At 41.4% G+C, this 26,978-nt stretch carries 27 protein-coding genes; 16 read left to right on the forward strand and 11 right to left on the reverse strand.

Translation table 11 applies throughout. The features are described from left to right. Nucleotide 1 precedes the first annotated feature (1 nt). The 3 genes from dnaI to H7U02_RS03155 all read left to right on the forward strand — a co-directional run bounded on the left by dnaI (nt 2) and on the right by H7U02_RS03155 (nt 3,013). On the forward strand, nt 2–904 hold the full coding sequence (dnaI, locus tag H7U02_RS03145; protein ID WP_110980908.1) for a primosomal protein DnaI: 903 nt from the start codon (nt 2–4) through the stop codon (nt 902–904). A 105-nt stretch (nt 905–1,009) separates the two neighbouring features. Continuing rightward, nucleotides 1,010–2,320, forward strand: a complete 1,311-nt coding sequence (gene der / locus H7U02_RS03150) for a ribosome biogenesis GTPase Der (protein ID WP_037597430.1) — start codon at nt 1,010–1,012, stop codon at nt 2,318–2,320. 63 nt (nt 2,321–2,383) lie between these two features. Then, nucleotides 2,384–3,013 (forward strand): ribonuclease P, encoded by a 630-nt coding sequence (locus H7U02_RS03155; protein WP_110980907.1) that lies wholly within the window; start codon nt 2,384–2,386, stop codon nt 3,011–3,013. A gap of 34 nt (nt 3,014–3,047) precedes the next feature. On the opposite strand, the gene serS is transcribed toward H7U02_RS03155, so the two are convergent. The 9 genes from serS to H7U02_RS03200 form a co-directional block, all read right to left on the reverse strand. Next, complete coding sequence (gene serS, locus H7U02_RS03160) at nt 3,048–4,325, reverse strand: serine--tRNA ligase (protein WP_073686616.1); 1,278 nt, start codon at nt 4,323–4,325, stop codon at nt 3,048–3,050. Between the two features lie 209 nt (nt 4,326–4,534). Beyond that, nucleotides 4,535–4,909 (reverse strand): DUF956 family protein, encoded by a 375-nt coding sequence (locus tag H7U02_RS03165; protein WP_002883765.1) that lies wholly within the window; start codon nt 4,907–4,909, stop codon nt 4,535–4,537. Nucleotides 4,910–4,987: 78 nt separating this feature from the next. Further along, nucleotides 4,988–5,899 (reverse strand): PTS system mannose/fructose/sorbose family transporter subunit IID, encoded by a 912-nt coding sequence (locus tag H7U02_RS03170; protein ID WP_002883717.1) that lies wholly within the window; start codon nt 5,897–5,899, stop codon nt 4,988–4,990. Between the two features lie 14 nt (nt 5,900–5,913). Continuing rightward, nucleotides 5,914–6,729 (reverse strand): PTS mannose/fructose/sorbose transporter subunit IIC, encoded by an 816-nt coding sequence (locus H7U02_RS03175; protein ID WP_060933518.1) that lies wholly within the window; start codon nt 6,727–6,729, stop codon nt 5,914–5,916. 67 nt (nt 6,730–6,796) lie between these two features. Further along, a complete protein-coding gene (locus tag H7U02_RS03180; RefSeq protein WP_110980906.1) occupies nt 6,797–7,789 on the reverse strand; it encodes a PTS sugar transporter subunit IIB in 993 nt (330 codons plus the stop codon). A gap of 266 nt (nt 7,790–8,055) precedes the next feature. Beyond that, on the reverse strand, nt 8,056–8,442 hold the full coding sequence (locus tag H7U02_RS03185) for a DUF956 family protein (RefSeq protein ID WP_110980905.1): 387 nt from the start codon (nt 8,440–8,442) through the stop codon (nt 8,056–8,058). 12 nt (nt 8,443–8,454) lie between these two features. Further along, complete coding sequence (locus tag H7U02_RS03190) at nt 8,455–9,369, reverse strand: PTS system mannose/fructose/sorbose family transporter subunit IID (protein ID WP_002889984.1); 915 nt, start codon at nt 9,367–9,369, stop codon at nt 8,455–8,457. A gap of 15 nt (nt 9,370–9,384) precedes the next feature. Next, nucleotides 9,385–10,185: a PTS mannose/fructose/sorbose transporter subunit IIC gene (locus tag H7U02_RS03195; protein ID WP_002886606.1), complete on the reverse strand. Its 801-nt coding sequence runs from the start codon at nt 10,183–10,185 to the stop codon at nt 9,385–9,387. Between the two features lie 17 nt (nt 10,186–10,202). Beyond that, on the reverse strand, nt 10,203–11,210 hold the full coding sequence (locus H7U02_RS03200) for a PTS sugar transporter subunit IIB (RefSeq protein ID WP_021143568.1): 1,008 nt from the start codon (nt 11,208–11,210) through the stop codon (nt 10,203–10,205). 378 nt (nt 11,211–11,588) lie between these two features. Here H7U02_RS03200 and H7U02_RS03205 point away from each other — a divergent pair, with 378 nt between their 5' ends. Beyond that, complete coding sequence (locus H7U02_RS03205) at nt 11,589–12,320, forward strand: cyclase family protein (protein WP_110980904.1); 732 nt, start codon at nt 11,589–11,591, stop codon at nt 12,318–12,320. A gap of 44 nt (nt 12,321–12,364) precedes the next feature. Here H7U02_RS03205 and H7U02_RS03210 read toward each other — a convergent pair whose 3' ends face one another. After that, nucleotides 12,365–13,177 (reverse strand): Cof-type HAD-IIB family hydrolase, encoded by an 813-nt coding sequence (locus tag H7U02_RS03210; protein ID WP_014633905.1) that lies wholly within the window; start codon nt 13,175–13,177, stop codon nt 12,365–12,367. Between the two features lie 208 nt (nt 13,178–13,385). Here H7U02_RS03210 and H7U02_RS03215 point away from each other — a divergent pair, with 208 nt between their 5' ends. The 11 genes from H7U02_RS03215 (at nt 13,386) to H7U02_RS03265 (ending at nt 23,719) form a co-directional block, all read left to right on the forward strand. Beyond that, on the forward strand, nt 13,386–14,807 hold the full coding sequence (locus H7U02_RS03215) for an NCS2 family permease (protein WP_022496346.1): 1,422 nt from the start codon (nt 13,386–13,388) through the stop codon (nt 14,805–14,807). Between the two features lie 276 nt (nt 14,808–15,083). Next, a complete protein-coding gene (gene tsaE / locus H7U02_RS03220; RefSeq protein WP_014633907.1) occupies nt 15,084–15,527 on the forward strand; it encodes a tRNA (adenosine(37)-N6)-threonylcarbamoyltransferase complex ATPase subunit type 1 TsaE in 444 nt (147 codons plus the stop codon). Then, the gene (locus H7U02_RS03225; protein WP_022496347.1) at nt 15,520–16,041 is read left to right on the forward strand and encodes a GNAT family N-acetyltransferase; all 522 of its coding nucleotides are present in this window, start codon (nt 15,520–15,522) and stop codon (nt 16,039–16,041) included. The genes tsaE and H7U02_RS03225 overlap by 8 nt, the downstream gene beginning before the upstream one ends. Before the next feature lie 8 nt (nt 16,042–16,049). Then, nucleotides 16,050–17,303: a biofilm formation/cell division transcriptional regulator BrpA gene (gene brpA, locus H7U02_RS03230; protein WP_022496348.1), complete on the forward strand. Its 1,254-nt coding sequence runs from the start codon at nt 16,050–16,052 to the stop codon at nt 17,301–17,303. Between the two features lie 153 nt (nt 17,304–17,456). Next, entirely contained in the window at nt 17,457–17,930 is a 474-nt protein-coding gene (gene rimP, locus H7U02_RS03235; RefSeq protein ID WP_022496349.1) for a ribosome maturation factor RimP, read from the forward strand. A 65-nt stretch (nt 17,931–17,995) separates the two neighbouring features. Continuing rightward, a complete protein-coding gene (nusA, locus tag H7U02_RS03240) occupies nt 17,996–19,195 on the forward strand; it encodes a transcription termination factor NusA (RefSeq protein WP_104020643.1) in 1,200 nt (399 codons plus the stop codon). Nucleotides 19,196–19,215: 20 nt separating this feature from the next. Beyond that, a complete protein-coding gene (gene rnpM / locus H7U02_RS03245) occupies nt 19,216–19,512 on the forward strand; it encodes an RNase P modulator RnpM (protein WP_002883779.1) in 297 nt (98 codons plus the stop codon). After that, nucleotides 19,505–19,807, forward strand: coding sequence for a YlxQ-related RNA-binding protein (locus tag H7U02_RS03250; protein WP_002883776.1), 303 nt, complete (start codon nt 19,505–19,507; stop codon nt 19,805–19,807). The genes rnpM and H7U02_RS03250 overlap by 8 nt, the downstream gene beginning before the upstream one ends. A gap of 18 nt (nt 19,808–19,825) precedes the next feature. Further along, nucleotides 19,826–22,642, forward strand: coding sequence for a translation initiation factor IF-2 (infB, locus tag H7U02_RS03255; RefSeq protein ID WP_037610602.1), 2,817 nt, complete (start codon nt 19,826–19,828; stop codon nt 22,640–22,642). Between the two features lie 95 nt (nt 22,643–22,737). Then, the gene (gene rbfA / locus H7U02_RS03260) at nt 22,738–23,091 is read left to right on the forward strand and encodes a 30S ribosome-binding factor RbfA (RefSeq protein WP_002883798.1); all 354 of its coding nucleotides are present in this window, start codon (nt 22,738–22,740) and stop codon (nt 23,089–23,091) included. 64 nt (nt 23,092–23,155) lie between these two features. Beyond that, complete coding sequence (locus H7U02_RS03265; protein WP_022496352.1) at nt 23,156–23,719, forward strand: TIGR00730 family Rossman fold protein; 564 nt, start codon at nt 23,156–23,158, stop codon at nt 23,717–23,719. A gap of 76 nt (nt 23,720–23,795) precedes the next feature. Here the strand turns inward: H7U02_RS03265 and H7U02_RS03270 are convergent, their stop codons facing one another. Next, nucleotides 23,796–25,241, reverse strand: coding sequence for a UDP-N-acetylmuramoyl-L-alanyl-D-glutamate--L-lysine ligase (locus H7U02_RS03270; protein WP_022496353.1), 1,446 nt, complete (start codon nt 25,239–25,241; stop codon nt 23,796–23,798). Nucleotides 25,242–25,335: 94 nt separating this feature from the next. On the opposite strand from H7U02_RS03270, the gene H7U02_RS03275 reads away from it, so the two are divergent. Continuing rightward, nucleotides 25,336–26,967: a polysaccharide biosynthesis protein gene (locus tag H7U02_RS03275; RefSeq protein WP_129852166.1), complete on the forward strand. Its 1,632-nt coding sequence runs from the start codon at nt 25,336–25,338 to the stop codon at nt 26,965–26,967. Nucleotides 26,968–26,978: the final 11 nt, after the last annotated feature.

Here is a 26,978-nt window from a genome sequence, read left to right on the forward strand (position 1 = left end):
TATGGAAAGAGTTGGACAAACCCTAAACCGAACAGGGCATCATGGGTCTGGCAATGCAACAGATTTAACGAAGCAAATTTTGGCAGATACAAGAGTGGCTAGCTTTATTCAAGAGCATAGCCTAAGCCAGGATGAAATCAAACGTAGTCTTCCTAAGTTTAATCAATTCCTGGTGGAATGCCGTAAGGTCAAAGAAGGTGATGCCTCCTATATTGCTAAAGGGTATGAGCCGATTCTGACCATGAATGAAGGCTACGCTGATGTGACCTATAAGGAGACGCGTCAGCTCAAAGAGCAACAGGAACAACAGGCTATCGCTAAACGGATTAATTTGGTGAGTCTGCCTCAGTCTTATCGTAAGATTACCTTTGCGGATATTGCTCTAGATGATGTGGCGCGTGTGGATACCTTTGAGAGTCTCGTGGATTTTGTGGCGAATTACCCTAGTCCAGACCAGAAAGGCCTCTACATCTACGGGGACATGGGGGTTGGAAAATCCTTCATGTTGGCTGCTATGGCTCATGAACTTTCCGAAACCAAGAAGGTTACGACGACCATTATTCATTACCCATCTTTTACCATTGATGTTAAAAATGGAATTAAGGATGGTTCTGTTAAGGAACAAATAGACGCTGTCAAACAAGCAGAAGTTTTGGTTCTAGATGATATTGGTGCAGAGCAATTCTCTTCTTGGATTAGGGATGATGTTTTGCAAGTCATCCTCCAGCATCGTATGATTGAAGAGCTGCCTACTTTCTTTACGTCTAACTATAGTTTTGCGGATTTAGAAGCTAAGCTATCCAATGGACGTCAAGGAGACGAGACTTGGCAGGCCAAACGTGTGATGGAGCGTATTCGTTTTCTTGCCAAAGAGATTCACTTGAAGGGTGTTAATCGCCGCTAAGTTGAATCTAATAATGATAAAGAATAAGAGAGTTTGCTTCCTTTGGTGGAAGTGAGACTGCTAAATGAAGAAAGGAATCCCTATTTTAATCAGGGACTTAAACATATGACATTACCTACAGTTGCTATCGTGGGTCGCCCAAATGTTGGGAAATCAACCCTATTTAATCGAATTGCGGGTGAACGTATCTCTATCGTCGAAGACGTTGAAGGGGTAACACGTGACCGTATTTATACCTCTGCTGAATGGCTTAATCGCCAGTTTAGCTTGATTGATACTGGTGGTATCGATGATGTTGATGCACCATTTATGGAACAAATTAAGCACCAAGCCGACATCGCCATGACTGAAGCTGATGTTATTGTCTTTGTCGTTTCAGGTAAGGAAGGCGTGACAGATGCGGACGAGTACGTTGCCCGTATTCTTTATAAGACCAACAAGCCAGTTATCTTGGCGGTAAATAAAGTGGATAACCCTGAGATGCGTGCAGATATCTATGATTTCTATTCTCTTGGTCTTGGTGATCCCTATCCAGTTTCATCTGTTCACGGTATCGGTACAGGGGATGTTCTCGACGCTATCGTTGAAAATCTCCCAACAGAAGTTGAAGAAGAAAATCCAGATATCATCCGTTTCAGTTTGATTGGACGTCCAAACGTCGGAAAATCAAGTTTGATTAACGCCATTTTGGGGGAGGACCGTGTAATTGCTAGCCCAATTGCTGGTACGACTCGCGATGCCATTGATACAAACTTTGTGGACAGTGAAGGTCAAGAGTATACCATGATTGACACCGCTGGTATGCGTAAATCTGGTAAGGTTTATGAAAATACAGAGAAATACTCTGTCATGCGTTCTATGCGTGCTATTGACCGTTCTGATGTTGTCCTTATGGTTATCAATGCCGAAGAAGGTATCCGTGAGTATGACAAGCGTATTGCTGGTTTTGCCCATGAAGCTGGTAAAGGGATTATCATCGTAGTTAACAAATGGGATACGATTAAGAAGGACAACCATACTGTTGCCAATTGGGAAGCGGATATCCGTGAGCAGTTCCAATTTTTGAGCTATGCACCAATTATCTTTGTATCGGCTGAAACTAAACAACGTCTTAACAAGTTGCCAGAGATGATTAAACGCATCAGTGAGAGTCAAAACCGTCGTATTTCATCGGCTGTCTTGAATGATGTTATTATGGATGCCATTGCCATCAACCCAACACCAACAGATAAAGGAAAACGTCTTAAGATTTTCTACGGCACACAAGTTTCGGTTAAACCACCAACATTTGTTATCTTTGTCAATGAAGAAGAGCTTATGCACTTCTCATACATGCGTTTCTTGGAAAATCAAATTCGTCAGGCTTTCGGTTTTGAAGGAACACCAATCCACTTGATTGCTCGTAAACGTAAATAAAAAAAGAGACCAACCAGAATAGAATCTTTAAGGGTTGGTCTTTTGTCATTGTAAGGAGAAATGATGTTAGAAAATATTAAAGCTTATTTATCTAAACAAGGGGTTAAGTATATCAAACCTGAAAAAGCGGGTCCGCATCAAGAAGAGATGGAAATGCTCAAGGCACTTGGTCAAGCAGCTCGTAAGGAAATGCAGACTTTGTCAAAAGTTTTAGAGGAGCGTTTGGCACCCTTTAAGGTGGATCGTGTCAGTAATTGGGCCAATCAGGCACAAATATGTCGCCCACACTTTTGGTGCTATTATAGGGCCCCTGAGGACAGTTTAGACGATGTTGCCATGGCGATTCGCCTTTATGGTCAGCCTGAAAAATGGGGGATTTCAGTTGAGGTTAGCTTTGTCGAACGGAAAAAATCAGACACCACTCTAGCTAAGCAACATAAGGTCCTAGACTTACCGATTGCCCCCTCTCTATACTATTTTGCCCAGGAAGATGGTGTCAGTCATCGTGTAGAAGGAACTGAAGAGAATCGTCAGATGCTTAAAGCAGCAGTTAGAGATGGTCGTATCCGCAAGGTATTGGTTAAGTATGATGTGGTAGTGACTACTAGTAAAACTATGGAAGAGTTAGTAGAAGAGCTTGCTGATGGATTTGATAAGTTGAAAGCCTATTACGAGAAAGCTAATAAAAACTAAAAAATCTCCAGGTTCTTTCTGGAGATTTTCCTTGTTATTTTGGTGCAATCACTTCAGCACCACCCATGTAAGGACGAAGAACTTCAGGGATAGTTACTGAACCATCTTCGTTTTGGTAGTTTTCAAGGATAGCGGCTACTGTACGTCCAACAGCAAGTCCTGAACCGTTAAGAGTGTGAAGAAGTTTTACCTTACCATCAGCTTCGTCACGGTAACGGATTTGTGCACGACGGGCTTGGAAATCTTCTGTGTTTGAACATGAAGAAATTTCGCGGTAAGTGTTTTGTGCTGGAATCCAAACTTCCAAGTCGTAAGTTTTCGCAGCTGAGAATCCCATATCGCCAGTACACAAAGTGATGACACGGTATGGCAAGTTAAGTTTTTGAAGGATGTTTTCAGCGTTAACTACCATTTTTTCCAACTCATCATATGAGTCCTCAGGTTTTGAGAATTTGACCATTTCAACCTTGTGGAATTGGTGAAGACGAATCAAACCACGTGTATCACGACCAGCTGAACCAGCTTCTGAACGGAATGAAGGGCTCATAGCTGTGAAGTAGATTGGCAATTCTTTACCGTCAAGGATTTCACCGCGGTAGTAGTTTGTCAAAGGAACTTCAGCTGTTGGGATAAGGACGTAGTCAGTACCGTCAAGCTCGAAAGTATCTTCCTTGAATTTTGGATATTGACCAGTACCGAACATTGAGTCGTGGTTAACCATGTAAGGTGTGATCATCTCAGTGTAACCTTCTTTAGCGTGCTCATCCAACATGAAGTTGTAGATTGCACGTTCCAATTTTGCTCCAAGGCCTTTGTAGAAAAGGAAACGAGAACCAGTGACTTTAGCACCACGTTCCCAATCTAGGATACCAAGGTCTTCCCCAAGATCCCAGTGTGCTTTAACTTCAAAATCAAAGTCACGAGGTGTTCCCCAACGACGAACTTCTACGTTTTCATCTTCGTCAGCGCCTACAGGAACAGAGTCATTTGGTGTGTTTGGAAGTGTCACAACGATGGCATTAAGCTTTTCATCGATAGCAGCAAGTTCGGCATCAATCTCCTTAATTTCTGCAGAGACTTTTTGCATTGCTGCGATTTGTTCGGAAGCATCTTCTTTGTTACGCTTAGCTTGAGCGATACCATCTGAAGCAATGTTACGTTGAGCTTTGAGTTCTTCAGATTTGATAAGAAGTTCGCGACGTTTAACATCAAGCTCTTTGAGTTCATTTAAAGTTTCAGCAGCGACACCACGTGTAGCCAATTTTTCGGCAAGGGCATCGAAGTCGTTACGAATACGTTTTACATCTAACATAAGTTCCTCCAAAAAGTAAAACACTCCAGTGAAAGTGTTGGAGTGACATAGGCCACGGTTCCATCCAACTTCACAGGAGTGCACTTGTTTATGTTTTTAATTATTAGAAACGGTAGAATTTCGTAGGTCAACCCTACCTGCTCGCAGCAACCGCAGGCTTTCTGTAAGGGTCTAGCTAGTACTTATCCGTCTGTTATATTATACAAAAATTATGATTTTTTGGCAAATAAACCTTTGAGTCGAGCCCCAATAGTTTGAATGAGAGTTGGTAGCTTGACGACTTTTTCATTGCCAAGGTGTTCCCTAGCAATCTTTAGAATCTTTCCTGAATCTTTAGAGGCAAAGAGGAATTTGCTCTTGTCTGTTAACACTTCAAAGTGGCGGCTAATTCTCTTTCCTGAGACATTTGCACCGATTTGTGTGATGCTAGTCCATGGAATTTGAATGTATTGCTCGACATTGACATCTGGGTAGAATTCAAGAGCCACATCTCCGATTAGAAATTTACCGACTTTCCCTCCGATAGCCATGTAGGAAACGCCTGTTGTATGCAATTCAACTGTTTTGTTTAGTGATTGTGCCATATCTATCTCGCTTTTTGATTGTAGTACCTTTATTATAGCATAAGAAAAGAGTTCAGCTTTGCTAAACTCTTACTCTTTTTACATGATTCCGAAGAAGCTTGCAACAATACCAACTACAAAGAGTCCGATGATGATTGTGATTGGTGAAACTTTCTTCTTAAGCAACCACATACATGCAAAAGTAAGGAGAAGTCCCATCAAACCTGGAATCAATGAATCCAATTGTTTTTGGAGGGTATCAACTTGAATCTTATCGAAGCTAAGTTTGTCATTAACTTGGCCGAGGATAGTCTTAAGTTGGTCACCGCTAACATTGCCTTTAGGCCATTCGATATAGGCACCTTTAGACAAAACTTTACCTGGAAGGTTTACAGTGAAGACGATAGATACCCAACGTTCAACAAGGACAGCCAAGATGAACATACCAAGGATTGATGCCCCTTTAGTAATATCTTTCAAGATACCACCAGACATGTCTTTAGTGATTTCTGAACCTGCTTTGTAACCAAGTTCTTGAGTATACCACAAGAAGGCCATACGGATAAGGTTCCAACCGATGAAGAAGATAAGTGGACCAGCGATGTTACCAGCTTGTGCCAATGATGCACCAAGGGCACCAAGGATAGGACGAACTGTGAACCAGAAAACAGGGTCACCGATACCGGCAAGAGGTCCCATCATACCGATTTTAACCCCTTGGATAGCAGCATCTTCGATGTCAGTACCGTTAGCTTTTTCTTCTTCAAGAGCCAAGGTAACACCCATGATAGGAGCAGCTACGTAAGGGTGGGTATTGAAGAATTCCAAGTGACGTTTAAGAGCTGCGGCTTGGTCTTCTTTGTTAGTGTAGAGTTTTTTGATAGCAGGAATGAGTGAGTAAGCCCAACCCAAGTTTTGCATACGTTCATAGTTCCATGAACCTTGCAAGAATTGTGAGCGCCACCAAACCTTTTTACGATCCGCTTGAGATAATTGAATTTTTTCAGCCATGAGAGCACCCCTTCCTAGTAGTCTTCCAAGATATCGCCGATTGGGTCGCCTGAACCAGTTGAAGTTCCGCCACCATTTCCGCCACCTTGTTTAGAAAGGTTGAGGTAGATGAAGGCAATAGCGACACCGATAGCACCAAGAGCGATAAGTGTCAATTGGCTAATAGCAGCAAAAGCAAAACCGATGGCGAAGAATGGCCAAACTTCACGAGTTGCCATCATGTTGATAACCATGGCGTAACCAACGGCTACGACCATACCACCACCGACAACCATACCGTGGTTGAGCCAGTCAGGCATCAATCCAAGGGCATGTTGAACAGATTGTGCTGGGATAGCAAGAAGAAGGGCAGCTGGCACAGCGATACGCAAACCTTGAAGAAGGAGGGCGAGGTAGTGTGCACGTTCAACACCAGCGATGTTTCCGTTTTCTGCAGCTTTATCTGCGGCATGAACAAGGGCAACAGAGGCTGTACGAACAAGCATAGTTAGGAAGAGACCGGCAACCGCAAGTGGGATAGCTGTTGCAGTCGCAACACCGATACCTTCAGTTGTGAAGTTACCACCTTTAACCAAAATAATGGCAGCAGCAACAGAGGCAAGGGCAGCGTCAGGAGCGACAGCGGCACCGATATTAGCCCAAGCAAGGGCAATCATTTGAAGAGAACCACCAAGCATGATACCTGCAGTGAGGTTACCTGTAGCAGCACCGATGAGGGTACATGCAACAAGTGGTTGGTGGAATTGGAATTGGTCAAGGATACCTTCAAGACCAGCAAGGAAGGCAACAACTACGACCAAAATTGCAGAAATAATTGACATATCTGACATGGTAATAATTCCTTTTCTATTGAGTTGTGATTAGCTGAGATTATCAACTAATTTATCCGAATGAAGGTTATTGAACGTTAGCTTTTTTGATAAGGTCGAACAAATCTTTCTTAGAATCATTTGGTACCTTACGGACGTCGAATTCAACGCCAAGGTCACGCAATTTTTCGAAGCAAGCAACATCGTCTTTGTCCATAGACAAAACGTTGTTAACCATTGTTTTACCAGTTGAGTGAGCCATAGAACCAACGTTAAGTTCTTTGATTGGCACGCCACCTTCGATAGCACGAAGTGCGTCTTGAACAGTTTCGAACAAGATAAGCGCGTGTGTGTTACCAAAGCGAGGGTCCTTAGAAGCATCAATCAATTTTTGAATTGGAACAACGTTTGCTTTAACCCCATTTGGTGCTGCTTGTTTGATCAATTCTTTACGAAGCTCATCTTTAGCAACATCGTCTGAAGCAACAATGATACGATCTGCTTTAGAAGCAGGTGTCCAGTTAGTTGCTACCTGACCATGCAAGAGACGTGTGTCCAAACGTGCCAAGTTAATCTTGAGTTTACCATCTCCGATAACTGTCCCTTCTGGGATAGCTCCTTGAGGTGCAGCGGCTTCTACAGGAGCTGCTGTTGTTTCCTCAGCTGGATTGAGCTCCTCTGGAAGCGCCTTGATACCACCCTTAGCTTCCTTGATGATATTAGCAGCAACTTGCTCTGCAGTAGCGTTAGCATCCATCATACGTTCAGTGTATGCTTGGATTAGCATTGGCAAGTTAAGTCCTGTGATGATAGCAATCTTGCGACCTGGATTTTCTCCAGCAATTCGGCTAGCTTGGTTAAATGGTGAACCAGACCAAAGGTCAGCCAAAACAAGAATTTCATCATCAGCATCGAATTGTGCAATGGCGTCGTTGAAGTGAGCGTACAAGTCATCAGGACCTTCACTTGGCATGAAAGTTACGACTTGAACTTTCTCTTGGTCTCCAAAAATCATAGAGCCTGATTGGTGGATTCCTTCAGCGAACTTACCATGGCTGGCAATAATAATACCGATACCCATTCGTGTTCTCCTCCTTATAAATTATTTTTTCCTAGGCTTAAAAAGACTATCTCCGATTTTTATCAAGACGCTAAAAAAAAGCGTCTCTCAATCTTTTTAAACATAAGAAATCAAGAACAATTATATTGTAAAACGCTTTCAAGTAAATGTCAATAGCTAGTGAGATAAAATTTCAAAAGAAGTCAATTTCTTTCAAAAATGAGCAAAATATTATAAAAAGATTGCCCAACCATTAGATCGAACAATCTTTTTATAATATTCGGAGATTATTTCTTCTTGACAATGAGTCGGAAAAGATTTTTAAATCCTTGTTTGAGGACAGAGATAAAGCTAGGTGCTTTTCTTAAACTTTCTCGAGGAATTCTTTTTTGAATTTCTTTCAAAGTTATTCGGCTTTTTCGACTGGCAAAACGGAAACGTCCATTTTGCTTAGTACGGATTTCAAAACGTGGGATGAACTTACCACCGAAGTAGACATCGGCAATCACATAAGTGACTTCATCCCAAGGAATTTGAACGTAATCTTGTAACTTCGTATCGTTGTAAAATTCGAAGGCCTTATCACCGACCATAATATTTCCGTAAATAGGCCCTTCACGAAACCAAGTTCCCTTAGTTGTGTGAGCCATTTCGGTATTGAGCGATTTAACCATACCTTGCTCCGATTAGAGTACACCAATAATGTGGAGCACAATAGCTAGAACAAAGATACCCAAGATGATAACGATTGGAGAAACTTTTCTCTTAAGAAGGTACATACAGAGGAAAGTCAAACCAAGGGCAGCAAGACCAGGAATCAATTGGTTCAAGTTATCTTGCAATGTTGTTACCTTGTTGGCTTCGAGTGATTTACCAGCAGCTTGTTCTAGGAAGGCTGCTTTAACACCGGCAATACCTTTTGGAAGTTTATCCCAATCGATATAAGCACCTTCTTGTTGTTTAACAACAGAGACAACTGGTGTGAAGGTAATGCTTACCCAACGTTGGATAAGAGAACCGATAACGAACATCCCCATCATTGATGCGCCACGAGTTACTTGTTGAAGAAGGTTACCTGACAAGTCGTCTGTAATCGCAGTACCAGCACGGTAACCGAATTCTTGAGTATACCATTTAACGGCGGCAACCATGACGTTCCAGAGAACGAAGAAGACGATTGGGCCTAGGACGTTACCTGAAACAGCCAAACCTGCTCCTAGTGAAAGGAAGATTGGACGAAGGGTAAACCAGAAGAGAGGGTCACCGGCACCTGCAAGAGGTCCCATCATACCGACCTTAACCCCTGAGATAGCCGCATCATCGATCTCAGCACCGTTGGCACGTTCTTCTTCCAAGGCAAGCGTAACCCCAAAGATTGGGTTAGCCATGAAAGGTTGTGTATTAAAGAATTCCAAGTGACGCTTAAGGGCAGCAGCACGTTCTTCTTTAGTTTGATAAAGTTTTTTGATTGCAGGAATAAGGGTGTAGGCCACACCACCATTTTGCATACGTTCATAGTTGAATGAAGCTAAAAGGAAGTATGAGCGCAAGAAAGCTTTGAAACGATCTGCTTTTGTTAATTTAATTTTTGAATCAGCCATTTTCTTTCCTCCTAATTAAAAGTCTTCCAGAATTTCACCGAGGGGATCACCTGATCCTCCATCATTTGAAGAACCATTTGAACCACTAGCTTCAAGTGCAAGGTACATAACGGCAAGACAGAGACCGATGATACCCAAACTAATCAAGGTCAACTCTTTAAGGGCAGCCAAAGCAAAACCAAGGAAGAAGAATGGCCAAACTTCGCGACTAGACATCATGTTGATAACCATGGCATAACCAACGGCTACAACCATACCACCACCGATTGTCATACCTGATTTTAACCATTCAGGCATAGCTTCAAGACCAGATTGTACGAGGTGTGCAGGAATCAAGAGCAAGAGGAGGGCAGGGATAGCAACACGGAGACCTTGAAGGGCCATACCGATAAAGTGCCATCTTTCAACACCAGCGATATCAGCAGCTTCTGCACGGCTATCCATAATATGAGCGATGAAGACAGTTGCTGTACGGACAACCATTGTCAAGGCAAGACCGGCAACAGCCAAAGGCACCGCAAGGGCGATGGCAGGACCAATTCCTTTAGTTCCTTGACCACCCAAGATAAGGATAATTGTAGAAGCAACAGCGGCAAGTGAGGCATCTGGTGCCATGGCAGCACCAACGTTAGCCCATCCCATAGTAATCAACTGTAAGCTACCACCCAACATTACGCCGAGTTCGAGATGACCAGTAACAAGACCGATAAGGGAACAAGCCACAACTGGCTGGTATGTTTCGATTTGGTCGTTAACTGAGCTACAACCGATGATGAAAGCAACAATTACGACTAAAATAATTTGTACTAAACTCATTTATGCATCCTCCAAAATTATTTCTTCTCTGCTAATTTAGTTTCAGCTGACTTAATCAAGGCATCAACGTTTGCTGGGCTATCACTTGGTACCCCACGAACGTCAAATTTGACACCCAATGATTGCAACTCTTTGATAGCATCCACATCTGTTTGGTCAAATGAAAGAGCTTTAGTAACGTTGACTTTTCCTTCTTTATAAGCTGAAGAACCAAGGTTGATTTCTTTAACATCAACACCTGCTTTAACAGCAGCAAGAGCATCTTCAACAGATTCAAAGAGAAGCATAGCACGTGTATCACCAAAACGTGGGTCATTGTTTGCTTTAACCATGTTTTTAATTGGGATAACGTGAACTTGAACACCAGATGGAGCGGCTTGTTTAATCATGTTTGTACGAAGTTTATCATGACAAACAGTGTCTGAAACAACGATGATACGGTCTGGGTGAGTTGAGTGAGTCCAACCAGTCGCAACCTGACCGTGGAGGAGACGTGTGTCAACACGAGCCAAAACGTATTTGATTTTTCCATCACCAAGAACGGTTCCTTCAGGAATGGTACCTTTAGGAACAGAAGGCTTAGCGTCGGCTGGTTTAGTGTCTTCTTTAGGAATAAGGCCTTCTGGAAGGACTTTAACGCCTTCTTTGGTTTCCTTATAAATGTTAGCGACAATCTCTTCAACCCCAGCATCAGGAGCTACCATACGTTCCGTATATGCTTGGATAAGCATTGGCAAGTTGAGTCCTGTCACGATAACCATCTTGCGATCAGGATTTTCTTCCTTGATACGGCTTGCCTGGTTAAATGGTGACCCAGACCAAAGGTCTGCAAGGACAAGAATTTCGTCGTCAGCGTCAAATTGAGCGATGGCATCTTTGAAGTGAGCGTACAAGTCGTCAGGACCTTCATTTGGCATGAAAGTAACCACTTGAACTTTCTCTTGTTCACCAAAAATCATAGAACCTGATTGGTGAATACCTTCAGCGAATTTACCATGGCTAGCAATAATAATACCGATACCCATTAGTGTTCTTCCTCCTTTTATATATTGCTTCTTAGGAATAGAAAAATGATTATTGGTATTATCATTCATGACATGAAAATGACAACAATATTTTTTTAGTCCCTCGAAAATTAGAACAATCTAATTGTAAAACGTTATCATAGATTTGTCAATGCTTTTCGTAACAAAAGTGTCATAAAATTGAAAAAAATATCAAATTATCGCAAATATACTTTCTTTTCAGACAAAAAGAGTTAGATATAGTTTGAAGCTATATCTAACTAGAAGAAATGGGATTAAGAAAAAATGAGATAAATGCTTGTAATAGCTATTAATGGCTGCTATAATTTCTTCAATTAGCTATTTAAGGTTAAATCTATAAGAAAAGAGGACCTCCTTATGTCAGATTTACTAAGTATTTATAATGAATTGCAATCTAAGAAATGGGTTGACTTGACCCACAAAATTAATGCAGAAAGTCCACACTTTCCAGCTCTCCCAGCTTTGAAACAAGAAGACCTTTTCACATTAAAAGATGGTTTCCATGTTCAAAAATTTACAGTAGTTGGTCAATACGGAACGCATATTGATGCACCGATTCACTTTGTAGAAGGTGGTCGTTGGTTGGATGAGATTGCTCTCAAAGATCTTCTTTTACCACTCTATGTTATCGACAAGTCTAAAGAAGTTGCTGCGAATCCAAACTTTATCTTGAGCAAACAAGATATCTTAGACTTTGAAGCAGAGCATGGAAAAATTACTGAAAGGGCTTTTGTCGCTTTTCGTAGTGATTGGTCGAAGCGTTGGCCAAATCAAGATGCTATGCGTAACCTTGATGAAAATGGGATTCAACAAAGTCCAGGGTGGAGCCGAGAAGCTCTAGAATTCTTGATTCATGAACGCCATGTTAAGGCTGTCGGTCATGAAACCTTTGATACCGATGCGGGTATTCCAGCAGCAGAACATGGCTTGGTTAACGAATACTACCTTTTGGAACAAAACATTTATCAGGTAGAAGTCTTGAATCAATTGGATCAAGTTCCAGCTGTTGGTGCTTTGATTTCAATTGCATTTCCTCACTGGGACAAGGCGACAGGTTCCCCAGTGCGTGCAGTGGCTATTTTACCTTAATCAGAACAAAAGACACCGAAGAAATTTTCAGTGTCTTTTCTTGTTTATAAGAAGAGTTCCTGGAGTTTGCGAGCAACGCCATCCTCTTCATTAGTCCACTCAATTTGTTCGTTAGCGTGGGGGAGAAGAACAGAGCTAGCATTCTTCATGGCATAACCAGTTTTAGCAAGTTCCAACATCTCTGTGTCGTTGTGTTCGTCTCCAAAAGCAATCAGATCATCCGTTGATTTGCGCATGGCCTTAAGTAAGTAGTTTAGGGCGTAGGCCTTGTTTATGCCTTTAGGCGAAAATTCCAAGATATTAAGCGGGCCACCCCAAGAATCAACTTCAATTTCTTCCTTGAAGTCCTTCTTGATGTCATCGGCAAGTTGGTACTTATCCTCATGACGAGTTTGCATAAGGAGAGCGTTAGGGTTGCGCGTGATTTTAGTTGGTTCTAAACGCATAGCCTCAATAATTTTATCAACACCAAAGAGTTGTGGTTGGATACGCTCTGGGTGATTCATAGTGATATAGAAGTGTTTTCGATATTCACTAGCCAGAAAATCCATCTCTAATTCATCATGGCGTTGTAAGAGGCTAATCAGATATTTCTTATCTAATTTAACCGAATGCTCATAAGCCCAGTTTTGGTCTGGAAGATTGGTCAAGGAGCCGTTAAAGGTAATGAGTGGTGTTTCTAACCCTAGTGTTTTGTAATGGTCAATAGCCATACGATAAGGACGACCTGTAGCGATAACGACTTGGTGTCCTTTGTTTTGTACGTCTTTAATCGTTTTTTGTGTAAATTCTGAAATAGTTCCATCTGGGCGTAATAACGTTCCATCAAGATCTAGTGCAATCAATTTTTTTGTCATGTTCCTATTATAGCAAAAATCTGTCCTTTGTTGGTGATTAAGAAAGAGCTTTCTAAGAACGTTCGGTTTTTCATAAGAAAAGTCTCAGGAAATAAACCTTGCACCGTCAAATGATTTCATGTAGAATAGTAATGTTGCATTCTACATGAGAATGTTCCGAAATTATTCGGATTTTGACAATATTTTTTATTAAGGAGTCTAAACTTTCATGGAAAAGTTTTTCAAATTGAAAGAACATGGTACTGACGTCCGCACAGAAGTGACTGCCGGATTGACAACTTTCTTTGCCATGTCTTACATCCTCTTTGTTAACCCAGCGATGTTGGCCCAAACAGGAATGCCTGCACAAGGTGTTTTCTTAGCAACAATTATTGGTGCGGTTGCAGGGACATTGATGATGGCATTTTATGCTAACCTACCATACGCTCAAGCGCCTGGTATGGGGCTTAATGCCTTCTTCACCTACACAGTGGTCTTTTCTTTGGGTTACACTTGGCAAGAGGCCTTAGCAATGGTCTTTCTATGTGGTGTTATTTCATTGATCATCACGGTAACTAAAGTACGTAAGATGATTATTGAGTCTATTCCAACAGCTCTCAAATCTGCTATTTCAGCAGGTATCGGTGTTTTCCTTGCCTATGTTGGGATTAAAAATGCTGGTTTCTTGAAATTCTCAATTAATCCACATACCTACACTGTAGCAGGCAAAGGTGCTGACATGGCCAAGGCGTCAATTACAGCTTCATCGTCAGCTACACCAGGTTTGGTTGCTTTCAATAACCCAACTGTAATTGTAGGTTTGATTGGTCTTGCGATTGCGATTTTCTTTATTGTTAAAGGTATTCGTGGTGGTGTTCTTCTTTCAATCCTTGTAACGACTATCATTGCTATTTTTGCTGGTGTTGTTGATTTTGGAAGCATTGACTGGCACGCAGCTAGCTTGACATCATCTATTAAAGACCTTGGTCAGGTCTTTGGTGCAGCGCTTGGATCAAAGGGATTGGGGTCACTCTTTTCAGACGTTTCTCGTTTGCCTGGTGTCTTTATGGCTATTCTTGCCTTTTCATTGACTGATATCTTCGATACTATCGGTACCTTGATCGGTACTGGTGAGAAGGTTGGTATCATTGCTTCAACAGGTGATAACAACGAATCAAAAGCTCTTGACCGTGCTCTTTACTCTGACCTTGTTGGTACAAGTATTGGTGCCATTGCAGGGACTTCAAACGTTACAACTTACGTTGAATCTGCAGCAGGTATTGGTGCTGGTGGACGTACTGGTTTGACAGCTCTTGTGGTTGCTGTACTCTTTGCCATTTCTAGTTTCTTTAGTCCAGTGGTATCAATCGTTCCAAATGCTGCCACAGCGCCTATCCTTATTATTGTAGGTGTTATGATGCTCTCTAACCTTAAGAGTGTGGATTGGGAAGACTTGTCTGAAGCTATTCCTGCCTTTTTCACTTCTATTTTCATGGGATTCTCATATAGCATTACCTATGGTATCGCAGCTGGTTTCCTTACTTATACTTTGGTCAAAATCGTCAAAGGTCAAGCTAAGGATGTCCACTTTATTATGTGGATTTTGGATATCTTGTTTATCCTTAACTTCATCAGTATGGCTGTATTCTAAAGCTTGAAAGTTAAAAGTCTGTATATTTGTCAGGCTTTTTCTTTTGCGATTTTTATCTGGAGGAATGTGAGAGAGTTACTATTGGTTAACTTTTGAAACTATAGTAAGTTTTACAAAAACATTTCTAATCCATGAGTGATTGATGTGGTCAAAATAAACACAAAATTAAAAAACTCATCTTAATTTCTTGCTTAGATGATTCAATATTTATAAGTTTCTACTGTATTTTTACAGTGGATTCTAGTCCATATTTTTATTTTTTGATATAATGAAAACATGATTTACAGTCAAAATGAAGAAGAATTGATTAGTATCGGTCAAAAGCTAGGTCGACTACTCGATTCTGGAGATATAATTGTTCTCTCAGGTGATCTGGGAGCTGGCAAAACAACCTTAACCAAGGGGATTGCCAAAGGTTTGGATATTTCACAGATGATCAAGAGTCCAACCTATACTATTGTAAGGGAGTATGAGGGCCGACTGCCACTCTATCATTTAGATGTCTACCGCATTGGTGATGATCCAGATTCTATTGATTTAGATGATTTTCTGTATGGTGAAGGTGTGACAATCATCGAGTGGGGTGAGCTCCTAGACGAGAGTCTGTTAGGGGATTATCTCCTAATTTCGATATCTCATCATGGAGATGGGCGTCAGTTGCTTTTTGAATCTTTTGGTCCTAGAAGTAAGGAGATTCAGGAGGAAATGGTAAATGGCTGAGCAAGAATTAGTCATTGAGGAAGCCCAAAGAGAGGATGCGGCCTCTCTAGCTCGTTTACTAGAGACTGTAGCCTTGGAATCGGATTTTCTAGCACAAGATGATAGAAGTTCTATGCTGAGTGCTGAACAGTTAGCCACTTATATTGAAAGTCATCAGCATAGGCTTAATGAGATTTGTTTGGTAGCGAAATTGGGTCATGAGGTCATTGGTGTTTGTAATGTTACCTCTGATCAAGATACTAAGACCAGTCATATTGGCGACGTATTTATTGCGGTTTCTAAACCCTACTGGGGGAATGGTGTTGGACAGTTTCTTATGGAAACAATGATTGACTGGGCAGATCATACACCAACTATCCGCTGCTTAGAGTTGACGGTTCAAGCACGTAATGAACGGGCGGTTCATCTCTATCAAAAATTTGGATTTGACATTGAAGGCACTAAGAAACGTGGTGCAAGAACTAAAAATGGAGAATTTCTAGATGTTTACCTTATGGCTAAACTCATAGATTAGGAAAAAACATGAAACTTGGACGAAAAATTTTATTGATGTTGTTGGCGATTTTTGCAACGACAGTAGTAGCTGCTGGTATTTACCTAACGACAACTTATAATTACGCCACAGGCGAATTGTCAAAAACGTTTAGGGCTTCTAAAGCAACTTCAGGGAATAGTAAGGCTATTCAACAGACTAAGCCTATAACTATTCTCTTGATGGGGGTAGATACAGGATCCAAAGAACGTAAGGAAACCTGGGAAGGAAACTCTGATACCATGATTTTGGTAACAGTGAACCCTAAGACTAAGAAAACAACTATGACCAGTTTGGAACGTGACCTTTTGACAGATATTGAGGGGTCGGGTGAAGCAAAACTAAATTCAGCGTATGCTGAGGGTGGTGCTGACTTGGCTATTTCAACCATTCAAAAGGTTTTAGATATTGATATTGACTATTATGCACTGATTAATATGCAGGGTATGATTGATTTGGTAGATGCTGTTGGTGGTATTGAGGTAACGAATCATTTTGATTTTCCAATTTCGATTGCAGAAAATGAACCTGAATTTCAGGCAAAAGTTGAGCCCGGAACTCATAAAATCAATGGTGAGCAAGCTTTAGTCTATTCACGTATGCGTTACGATGACCCTGATGGTGACTATGGTCGCCAAAAACGTCAACGTGAGGTTATTCAAAAAGTTGTAGCTAAGCTCTTGAAGATGGACTCGATTGGTTCTTACAAGAAAATCTTGTCAGCTGTAAGTTCAAATGTTCAAACTAGCATTGATCTTGGTGATACCAATACTCTGCGTAGCTTGATGGGCTATAGTGATGCACTTAAAAATATTAAGTCATACCAATTGGCTGGTTCGGATGCCATGATCAACGGAGGAAGCTATCAAGTGGCCTCTACTGAGGATATTCTTAAGGTGCAAAACCGTATTAAGAAGGAAGTTGGTAAGAAAAAAGTCTCTGAATCCAATCTTAAGACTAGTTTGGTTCTCTATGGATCTGGTAGCTCTAACTATGGTTCAGATGATTTCGTTAATTCTAAAGGAAGTGCGGCTTCAAGTGAAGCATCTTCAAATTATGAGGCTGGGCCATCTGAGGCAGCAGGTGGTGGATCGGTAAGTACTTATAATGGAGGTACTAACTATAGTAATAATTATAGTGAAAACACAGGTAATTATGTTCAGGAACAAGGTACGACAACCCCTACATACAATAATAATGGATCGGGTGTGACTACCTATAGCACTGTTCCAGCGGCACAATAAATGAGGGTTGGGTGATTCCCAACCTTTTTGCTTTGAAATGACAGAGATATGGTTATTCCTTGCAATGGCTTTTGAGCTATGCTATAATATAGGAAAATAACGAAAGAGAGGCGGAGTAGAAACTTCGTCTCTTGTGTGTGTAAGGAGGTCATAATGTCGCAAAAAATTATTAATCTCGTGACGGCAGTCGTAGCTCCAGCTATTCCTGAGCCATACGAACTGGTCGATATCGAGTACGAAAAGCTTGGCGGTGACTATGTCTTGTCAGTTTTGATTGATAAGCCAGGTGGTATTACTGTAGAAGATACTGCAGACTTGACTGAGATTATCAGTCCCCTCTTGGATACTATTCAGCCTGATCCTTTCCCGGATCAATACATGCTGGAAGTTTCTAGTCCAGGGTTAGAGCGTCCCTTAAAAACCAAAGAAGCTTTGACAAATGCTGTTGGTCAGTATATCAATGTTAGTCTTTACAAGGCTATTGATAAGATCAAGATTTTCCAAGGTGACTTGGTGGCCTTTGATGGGGAAACCCTAACAATCGATTACCTTGATAAGACTCGCCATAAAACTGTTGAGATTCCCTATCAAACAGTTGCTAAAGCTCGTTTGGCAGTCAAACTCTAAAACTCTTAGTGTAAATAAAGAAAGGATGCCAGTTTTGGCCAATAGAGGCTAAAACAACAAAGAATATGAGCAAAGAAATGCTAGAAGCCTTCCGTGTCTTGGAAGAAGAAAAACACATTAACAAGGAAGACATCATCGATGCTGTGGTTGAATCACTTAAGTCAGCCTACAAGCGTCGTTATGGTCAGTCAGAATCAGCTGTAGTTGAATTCAATGAAAAAACAGGTGATTTTCAAGTTTATACCGTTCGTGAAGTTGTAGATGAAGTCTTTGATAGTCGTTTGGAAATTAGCTTGAAAGATGCACTTGCTATCAGCTCTGCTTACGAGCTTGGTGACAAGATTCGTTTTGAAGAGTCAGTTGATGAATTTGGTCGTGTTGCAGCGCAATCTGCCAAACAAACCATTATGGAAAAAATGCGCAAGCAGATGCGTGAAATCACTTATAATGACTATAAGCAACATGAAGGTGAAATCATGCAAGGAACAGTTGAACGCTTCGACCAACGTTTCATTTATGTCAATCTTGGAACGCTCGAAGCTCAATTGTCACGCCAAGATCAAATTCCTGGTGAAAGCTTTAAGTCACATGATGTCATTGATGTTTATGTTTATAAAGTTGAAAACAACCCTAAAGGTGTTAACGTCTTTGTCAGCCGTAGCCATCCAGAATTCATCAAACGTATCATGGAACAAGAAATTCCAGAAGTATTTGATGGAACTGTAGAAATCATGAGCGTGTCTCGTGAAGCAGGTGATCGTACTAAGGTTGCTGTTCGCAGTCATAATCCTAACGTTGATGCTATTGGTACTATCGTTGGTCGTGGTGGAAGCAATATTAAGAAAGTTGTCAGCCGTTTCCACCCAACACGTTTGGATGCTAAGACAGGAATTGAAGTTCCTGTTGAGGAAAATATTGATGTTATTCAATGGGTTGAAGATCCAGCTGAATTCATCTACAATGCTATTGCACCAGCTGAAGTGGACTATGTTATCTTCGACGAAGATGATAGCAAACGTGCAACAGTAGTTGTGCCAGACAACAAATTATCTCTTGCAATTGGTCGTCGTGGGCAAAACGTTCGTTTGGCAGCTCATTTGACTGGTTACCGTATTGACATCAAGTCAGCTTCTGAATACGAAGCACTCGAAGCTGAAAAAGCTGAGGCTGCTACTGAGGAAGTTGTAGATGAGATTGTTGCAGAAGAAGCTACACCTGTTGAAGTCACAACAGAAGAAGTAACTGAAACAACAGAAGCAGAATAAGAAGAACATAGAGGTGTTTGATGGCTAAAACACGAAAAATACCTTTACGCAAATCAGTTGTCTCAGGAGAAATCATTGATAAACGTGATTTGCTCCGCATTGTAAAAACTAAAGATGGTGAGATTTTCATTGATCCAACAGGAAAGAAAAATGGCCGAGGTGCTTACATTAAATTAGATAATGAAGAAGCTCTCCAAGCCAAAAAGAAACGTGCTTTTAACCATAGTTTCTCCATGGATGTTCCTGAAAGTTTTTATGATGAACTCATTGCTTATGTGGATCACAAGGTCAAAAGAAGAGAGTTAGGTCTTGAATAACACAGAAAAATTGTCAAATATGTTGGGACTAGCACAAAGAGCTGGAAAGCTTATTTCTGGCGAGGAACTTGTCATTAAGGCAGTCCAATCAGGGCAGGCGAGACTAGTTTTTCTTGCCAATGATGCTGGTAGTAACGTGACTAAAAAGACGACTGATAAATGTAACTACTATAATATAGAAGTCTCCACAGTGTTTAACGCACTGGAATTAAGCATGGCTATTGGTAAACCAAGAAAAACGGTTGCTGTAGTTGATGCTGGATTTTCAAAGAAAATGAGGACTCTTATGGACTAAAGAATAGGAGGACATCACGTGTCAAAGAAACGATTATATGAAATCGCAAAAGAGGTTGGTGTAGAGAGCAAAGTTGTTGTTGCAAAAGCTCAAGAACTTGGTCTTTCTGTGAAGAGCCACTCCTCATCAGTTGAAGAAGCTGATGCTAATCGTATCACTTCAAGTTTAAAAGGGGGAGCTGTTAAGGCTGAAAGTAAGCCAGCTTCCAAAGTGGCACCTGCTCCTAAAGAGGAAAAGGTAGCGCCTAAGGTTGTTGAGGCTCCTGCTTCGAAACCAACTCCTGCTAAGGAGTCTCCAAAGGCTGAGGCAAAGGAAACACCTGCGACTCCAAAGAAACCACAAAGCCGTAACTTTAAGGCAGAACGTGAAGCGCGTGCCAAGGCAGAAGCAGAACGTCGTCAAAATGGCGGAGGCCGTGACAACCGTAATCGTAACCGAAAACAACAAGGAAACGATCAAGGTAAACGTCAGAATAATGATCGTCGCAACCAAAATGGAAATGGTCGAGGAAACCGTAACAATGGAAACCGCGATAACAAGAGTAATCGTGACCGTAATTTCCAAGGTAAACAGCGCAATGATCAAGGTCGCAATAAACGTAACGATGCTGCCCGTAACAATCAGGCAGGACCACGTATTGACTTTAAAGCGCGTGCAGCAGCCTTGAAAGCAGAGCAAAATGCAGAGTATTCACGTCAAAGTGAAACACGCTTCCGTGAAGAAAAAGCTGCAGAGCAACGCCGAGCGAAAGAGCAGGAAAAGGCAAGAAAAGAAAAACAACAGGCTGAAGTCGCTGCTCAAAAAGCAGTTGCTGAAGCTAAGCCAGCTCCAAAACCAGCACCGGCTGCACAAGAACAAGATACACGTCGTAAAAAGGCACGTCCAGATAAATCACGTGATAATCGTCGCGAGAATGAAGATGGACCTAAGCAAACAAGAAATAATAAGTGGAATAATCAAAACCAAGTGAGAAATCAACGAAATAGTAACTGGAATAAAAACAAAAATAAAAAAGGTAAAAATAACCGTGGTAATTCAGCTCCAAAACCAGTAACAGAGCGTAAATTCCATGAATTACCAAAAGAATTTGAATACACTGAAGGCATGACGGTTGCAGAAATCGCAAAACGTATTAAACGTGAGCCAGCTGAAATCGTTAAGAAACTCTTCATGATGGGCGTTATGGCAACTCAAAACCAATCTCTTGATGGGGATACTATTGAGTTGTTGATGGTTGACTACGGTATCGAAGCAACCAAGAAAGAAGAAGTCGATAATGCTGATATCGAACGTTTCTTTGTTGACGAAGACTACCTCAACAAAGATGCTATGGTAGAACGTGCACCAGTTGTTACTATCATGGGACACGTTGACCATGGTAAAACAACCCTTCTTGATACCCTTCGTAACTCACGTGTTGCAACAGGAGAAGCTGGTGGTATCACACAGCACATCGGTGCTTACCAAATTGAAGAGGGTGGTAAGAAAATCACCTTCCTTGATACTCCAGGACACGCGGCCTTTACATCTATGCGTGCCCGTGGTGCTTCTGTTACAGATATTACTATCTTGATTGTAGCTGCGGATGACGGTGTTATGCCACAAACTATTGAAGCCATCAACCACTCTAAGGCTGCTGGTGTTCCAATCATTGTTGCGATTAACAAGATTGATAAACCAGGTGCTAACCCAGAGCGTGTAATCGGTGAATTGGCTGAACATGGCGTTATCTCAACTGCATGGGGTGGCGATAGCGAATTCGTTGAAATTTCAGCGAAGTTTGGTCAAAATATTGAAGAGTTGCTTGAAACAGTTCTTCTTGTGGCTGAAGTGGAAGAACTTAAAGCTGACCCAACAGTTCGTGCCATCGGTACCGTTATTGAAGCGCGTTTGGATAAAGGTAAAGGTGCGGTTGCAACCCTCCTTGTTCAACAAGGTACCTTGCATGTTCAAGACCCAATCGTTGTTGGTAATACCTTCGGTCGTGTCCGTGCTATGACCAATGACCTTGGTCGTCGTATTAAGACTGCAGCACCATCAACACCAGTTTCAATTACTGGTTTGAACGAAGCGCCTATGGCGGGTGACCATTTTGCCGTTTATGAAGACGAAAAAGCAGCTCGTGCAGCCGGTGAAGAACGTGCCAAACGTGCCCTTATGAAACAACGTCAACAAACACATCGTGTTAGTCTTGATAACCTCTTTGATACCCTTAAAGCTGGTGAATTGAAGACTGTTAATGTTATCATCAAGGCCGACGTACAAGGTTCTGTTGAAGCCTTGGCAGCATCACTTCTTAAGATTGATGTTGAGGGTGTTCGTGTTAATGTTGTTCACTCAGCAGTAGGTGCTATCAACGAATCTGATATTACTCTTGCGGAAGCTTCAGATGCTGTTGTTATCGGATTTAACGTTCGTCCTACACCACAAGCACGTCAACAAGCGGAAACTGATGAAGTTGAAATTCGTCTTCACAGCATCATCTACAAGGTTATCGAAGAAATCGAAGATGCCATGAAAGGGATGCTTGATCCTGAATTTGAAGAAAAAGTCATTGGTGAAGCTATTATCCGTGAAACCTTCAAAGTTTCTAAAGTCGGAACAATCGGTGGGTTCATGGTTACTAGTGGTAAAATCACTCGTGATTCAAGTGCCCGTGTGATTCGTGATGGTGTCGTTATTTTTGATGGTAAATTGGCAAGCTTGAAACACTTTAAAGATGACGTTAAAGAAGTCGGAAACGCTCAAGAGGGTGGTTTGATGATTGAAAACTATAACGATATTAAAGTTGATGACGTTATCGAAGCTTACATTATGGAAGAAATTAAACGTTAATTTTGTTAGCTTTTAAGAAAGCTTACTTAGGAGACAAAGCTAGGTCATCTGGCCTGGCTTTTGTTCCATCATAATAAGAGAGAAAGGATAAGACTATGGGAAATTCATTTCGTGTAGACCGTGTTGGTATGGAAATCAAACGTGAGGTCAATGAAATTCTTCAAAAGAAAGTTCGTGACCCACGTGTGCAAGATGTCACTATCACAGATGTGCAAATGCTAGGCGATTTGTCAGCTGCTAAGATTTTTTACACTATTCATTCAACTTTGGCCTCAGATAACCAAAAAGCACAAACTGGTCTTGAAAAGGCTACTGGGACAATCAAGCGTGAACTTGGTAAAAAATTGACCATGTATAAGATTCCAGATTTGACCTTTATTAAAGATGAGTCTATCGAATACGGTAATAAAATTGATGAAATGCTTCGTAATTTGGAGCGTAAAGACTAAGAAAAAATTCCTGTCAGTTATGGCAGGAATTTTGCGTTATAATAGAATAAAAAGGAGAACTTCAATGAAAGTAACGGTCTATTTGGGAGCTAATATGGGTGATAATCCTAGTTTTAAGAAAGCAACGATTGCCTTGGGTCAGTGGATTGCTAAAAATGGGCATACCCTAGTCTATGGTGGCAGTAAGATGGGACTTATGGGAGTTCTTGGTGATACGGTTTTGGAAAATGGTGGACAGGCTCATGGCATTATGCCACAATTCCTCAAAGATAGGGAGATAGCTTATGAGGGGTTAACCTCAATGACAATAGTAGAAACTATGGCAGAACGAAAGACTGCCATGCTAGAGCAAGGAGATCTCTTTATCGCCCTTCCAGGAGGTCTAGGGACATTGGAAGAAATCTCTGAAGCTATTGCAGCTGCTCGAGTCGGTAGGTTGGACAAACCCTGTGTTTTCTTCAATCTCAATGGCTATTATGATGCTATGAAAACGATGTTAGATACCATGGTTACTCATGATTTTTTGGAGGCTGAAACAGCAGCAAAATTCCTCTTTACAGATGATTTTTCAGAAATTGAAGCTTTCGTCCAGTCTTATGAACCACCTCAATTGAGACGTTATCGGTAGTATTGCTTTAATTTGTAAAAATGAGATGAATTAAAAAGATTCAATGACACATCATTGAATCTTTTTAATTAAATCTTTACAAATATTTCTTAGCGACTTCAATATCGCCAGCATAGTTATCACGTTTTCCATTTACGATTTGGAAGGCATCGGCACCTTTACCAGCGATAACCACAGCATCTTTGGAGTCTATAGTCTCAGACATTGCTGTTTTAATAGCTTTCTCTCGATCAACAATGATACGAACCTCGCGACTGATGTGGCTAGCAATTTCCTGACAGATAGCAAGAGGATCTTCCTTGTTAGGATCATCGGCTGTTAGGATGATATCAACATCAGGGTAGGTATTGAGGACATGTCCAAAGTCTTTACGACGGCTTTCACCTTTATTTCCAGGAGCCCCTAGAATTAGACTAATACGACCATCTTGATGGCTGGTTACGACTTGTAAGAGCTTATCTAGGCTATCTCCATTGTGAGCATAGTCAACAAATGTCTTAGCCCCATTAGTTTGGGTTAGAACCTCCATACGCCCTGGAACAGAGGTTTGAGCGATTCCTTCCTTGATGTCTTGAAGGTTAGCTCCGAGACGTAGGCAGGCCAGACCAGCAGCCATAGCATTGTCCTGGTTAAAGTCACCGATAAGTTGGATATCATAGTCACCGGCTAACTTCCCACTTGCCTTAAAGCTAAATCCTGAGCCATGTTTAACAGCATTGTCGGAGTTTTTACCATAGAAGTCATGCTCTTTATCTGCAACTTCTTCAGCAATAAAATCAAAGTGATCCATACCGCTATTAACGATAACAACTCGACTGTTTTCCAAGAGGAGACGCTTATGGTAGAAGTAGTCTTCAAAGGTTGGGTGTTCAATAGGCCCAATATGGTCTGGGCTGATGTTAAGAAAGACACCTACATCAAAAGTCAATCCATAGACACGCTTAGTCAGATAGGCTTGACTTGAGACTTCCATAATCAGATGGGTCATGCCATTAGCAACAGCTTCAGCCATCATACGGAAAAGGTCCAAACTCTCAGGTGTTGTTAAGGTAGACTTGAAGAAGTTTTTTCCGTCTAGTGTCGTGTTCATGGTTGAAAGCATAGCAGGTTTATGACTTTGCTTGAGAATATTGAAGGCAAAGTAGGCTGCTGTAGTTTTCCCTTTTGTCCCAGTAAAGGCTAGCAATTTAAGCTTGTCTTGAGGGTATTGGTAGAAGGCTTGAGCAACGAGGCTCATAGCCTGCTTGATATCTGATACGATAATGGCAGGAATTCCCACTTGATAATCTTTTTCAGCCACGTAGAAACTCAAGCCAGCTTTGACAGCATTCTCTAAAAATTCAGGCTTGAAGGCAGCTCCTTTGGCAAAGAAGAGGGACGATGGTGTGACATCACGACTGTCGTAAGAAAGATGGTCAAAGGTCACTCCGGTCCATGAATAGTAGTAGTTGTCTTGGTCGATAATATCTCTAAAATTATGGTCCTTTTTAAGAACCTCTAGAACTTGTTCAATAGTAATCATAGTTCCTATTTTAGCCTTAATGTTCTTGTTTTACAAGTCACAGCCAAAAGTTTATAATAAACTAGATTATATTTTATTCTCTAGAAAGAAAGTTATGACTGAAACTAAAACTGATACACAGCAGCAGCAGATGCTAAGAGGGACGGCATGGATGACAGCATCCAATATTATCAGTCGTCTATTGGGGGCACTCTACATTATTCCTTGGTATGCTTGGATGGGTAAACAAGGTGACCAAGCCAATGCCCTCTTTGGTCAAGGGTATAATATTTATGCTCTTTTCCTCTTGATTTCAACAGCAGGTATTCCAGTCGCGATTGCCAAACAGGTGTCTAAATACAACACACTTGGAAAGATGGAGACGAGTTTCTTCTTGCTCAAGCGTATCTTGTATTACATGATTGGTCTCGGACTGATCTTTGGTGTTTTCATGTACTTTGCTTCGCCGTGGATGTCTTACCTTTCTGGGGGAGACGAGGATCTGGTTCGCGTCATGCGTAGTCTTTCTTGGGCAGTTGTTATTTTCCCATCCATGTCTGTTTTACGAGGCTTTTTCCAAGGCTTTAACAATATGAAGCCTTATGCCTTAAGTCAGATTGCGGAACAGATTATCCGTGTTATTTGGATGCTGTTGGCGACCTTCTTCATCATGAAAATTGGGACAGGCGATTATGTGACAGCAGTTGTCCAATCGACTTTTGCCGCTTTTATCGGTATGTTGGCTAGTTATGGGGTGCTTTTCTTCTACCTTTGGAAGGAGGGTAAACTCAAGAGTCTTTTTGGCAAGCAGGCTGTTCATCCGGATATCAATCCAACTGCAATTGTTATTGAAACCTTTAAGGAAGCTGTCCCTTTTATTATCACTGGATCTGCTATTCAGCTTTTCCAACTGATTGACCAATGGACCTTTATCCGTACTATGGAGAGGTTTACAAGCTATAGCAACAGTCAGCTTCAGGTTCTCTATGCTTACCTATCTTCAAATCCAAGTAAGATTACCATGATTTTGATTGCTGTAGCTATCTCCATTGCTGGGGTTGGGATTCCACTCTTGACTGAAAATATGGTTAAGAAGGATTTGAAGGGAGCGGCTAAGTTGATTATCAATAACCTACAGTTGCTTTTGCTCTTTATTGTTCCTGCCATTGTAGGATCAGTGATTTTAGCAAAACCACTCTACACAGTTTTTTACGGGGCACCAGATAGCCAGGCCCACTTGCTCTTTGTAGCCAGTCTGATTCAAGTTATTTTCTTGGCCTTGTATAGCGTTTTAGCACCAATGCTTCAGGCAATCTTTGAAACCCGTAAAGCTATCAAATATTTTGCGATTGGGGTTTTAGTTAAGGCCGTTCTACAGTTGCCATTGATTATTTTCCTAGGAGCTCTTGGTCCGGTTATTTCAACAGCCATCGGTTTAGGTGTTCCAATTGCTCTCATGTATAATCACCTCCACACTGTTACGCACTTTAGTCGTAAGACAGTGTTTAGAAAAGCCTTGCTCATCTGTATCCTTACAGTGCTCATGGCTATTCCAGTTGCGGTCTTCTATTGGTTGTTCCAGTTTGTACTGTCACCAACAAGCCGTATGGGTAGTGTGATTTACTTGGTCATTGGAGGAGGCCTTGGAATCGGTGTCTATGGCGTTCTTGCTCTTGTAACTCGTATGGCTGACCAACTACTTGGTGCTCGAGCAGCTAGCCTACGTGCTAAATTACATATTAAATAAAATCTAAACCA

The organism is Streptococcus sp. 3.1, assembly GCF_016648915.1.
Classification (GTDB): Bacteria; Bacillota; Bacilli; order Lactobacillales; family Streptococcaceae; genus Streptococcus; species Streptococcus salivarius_E.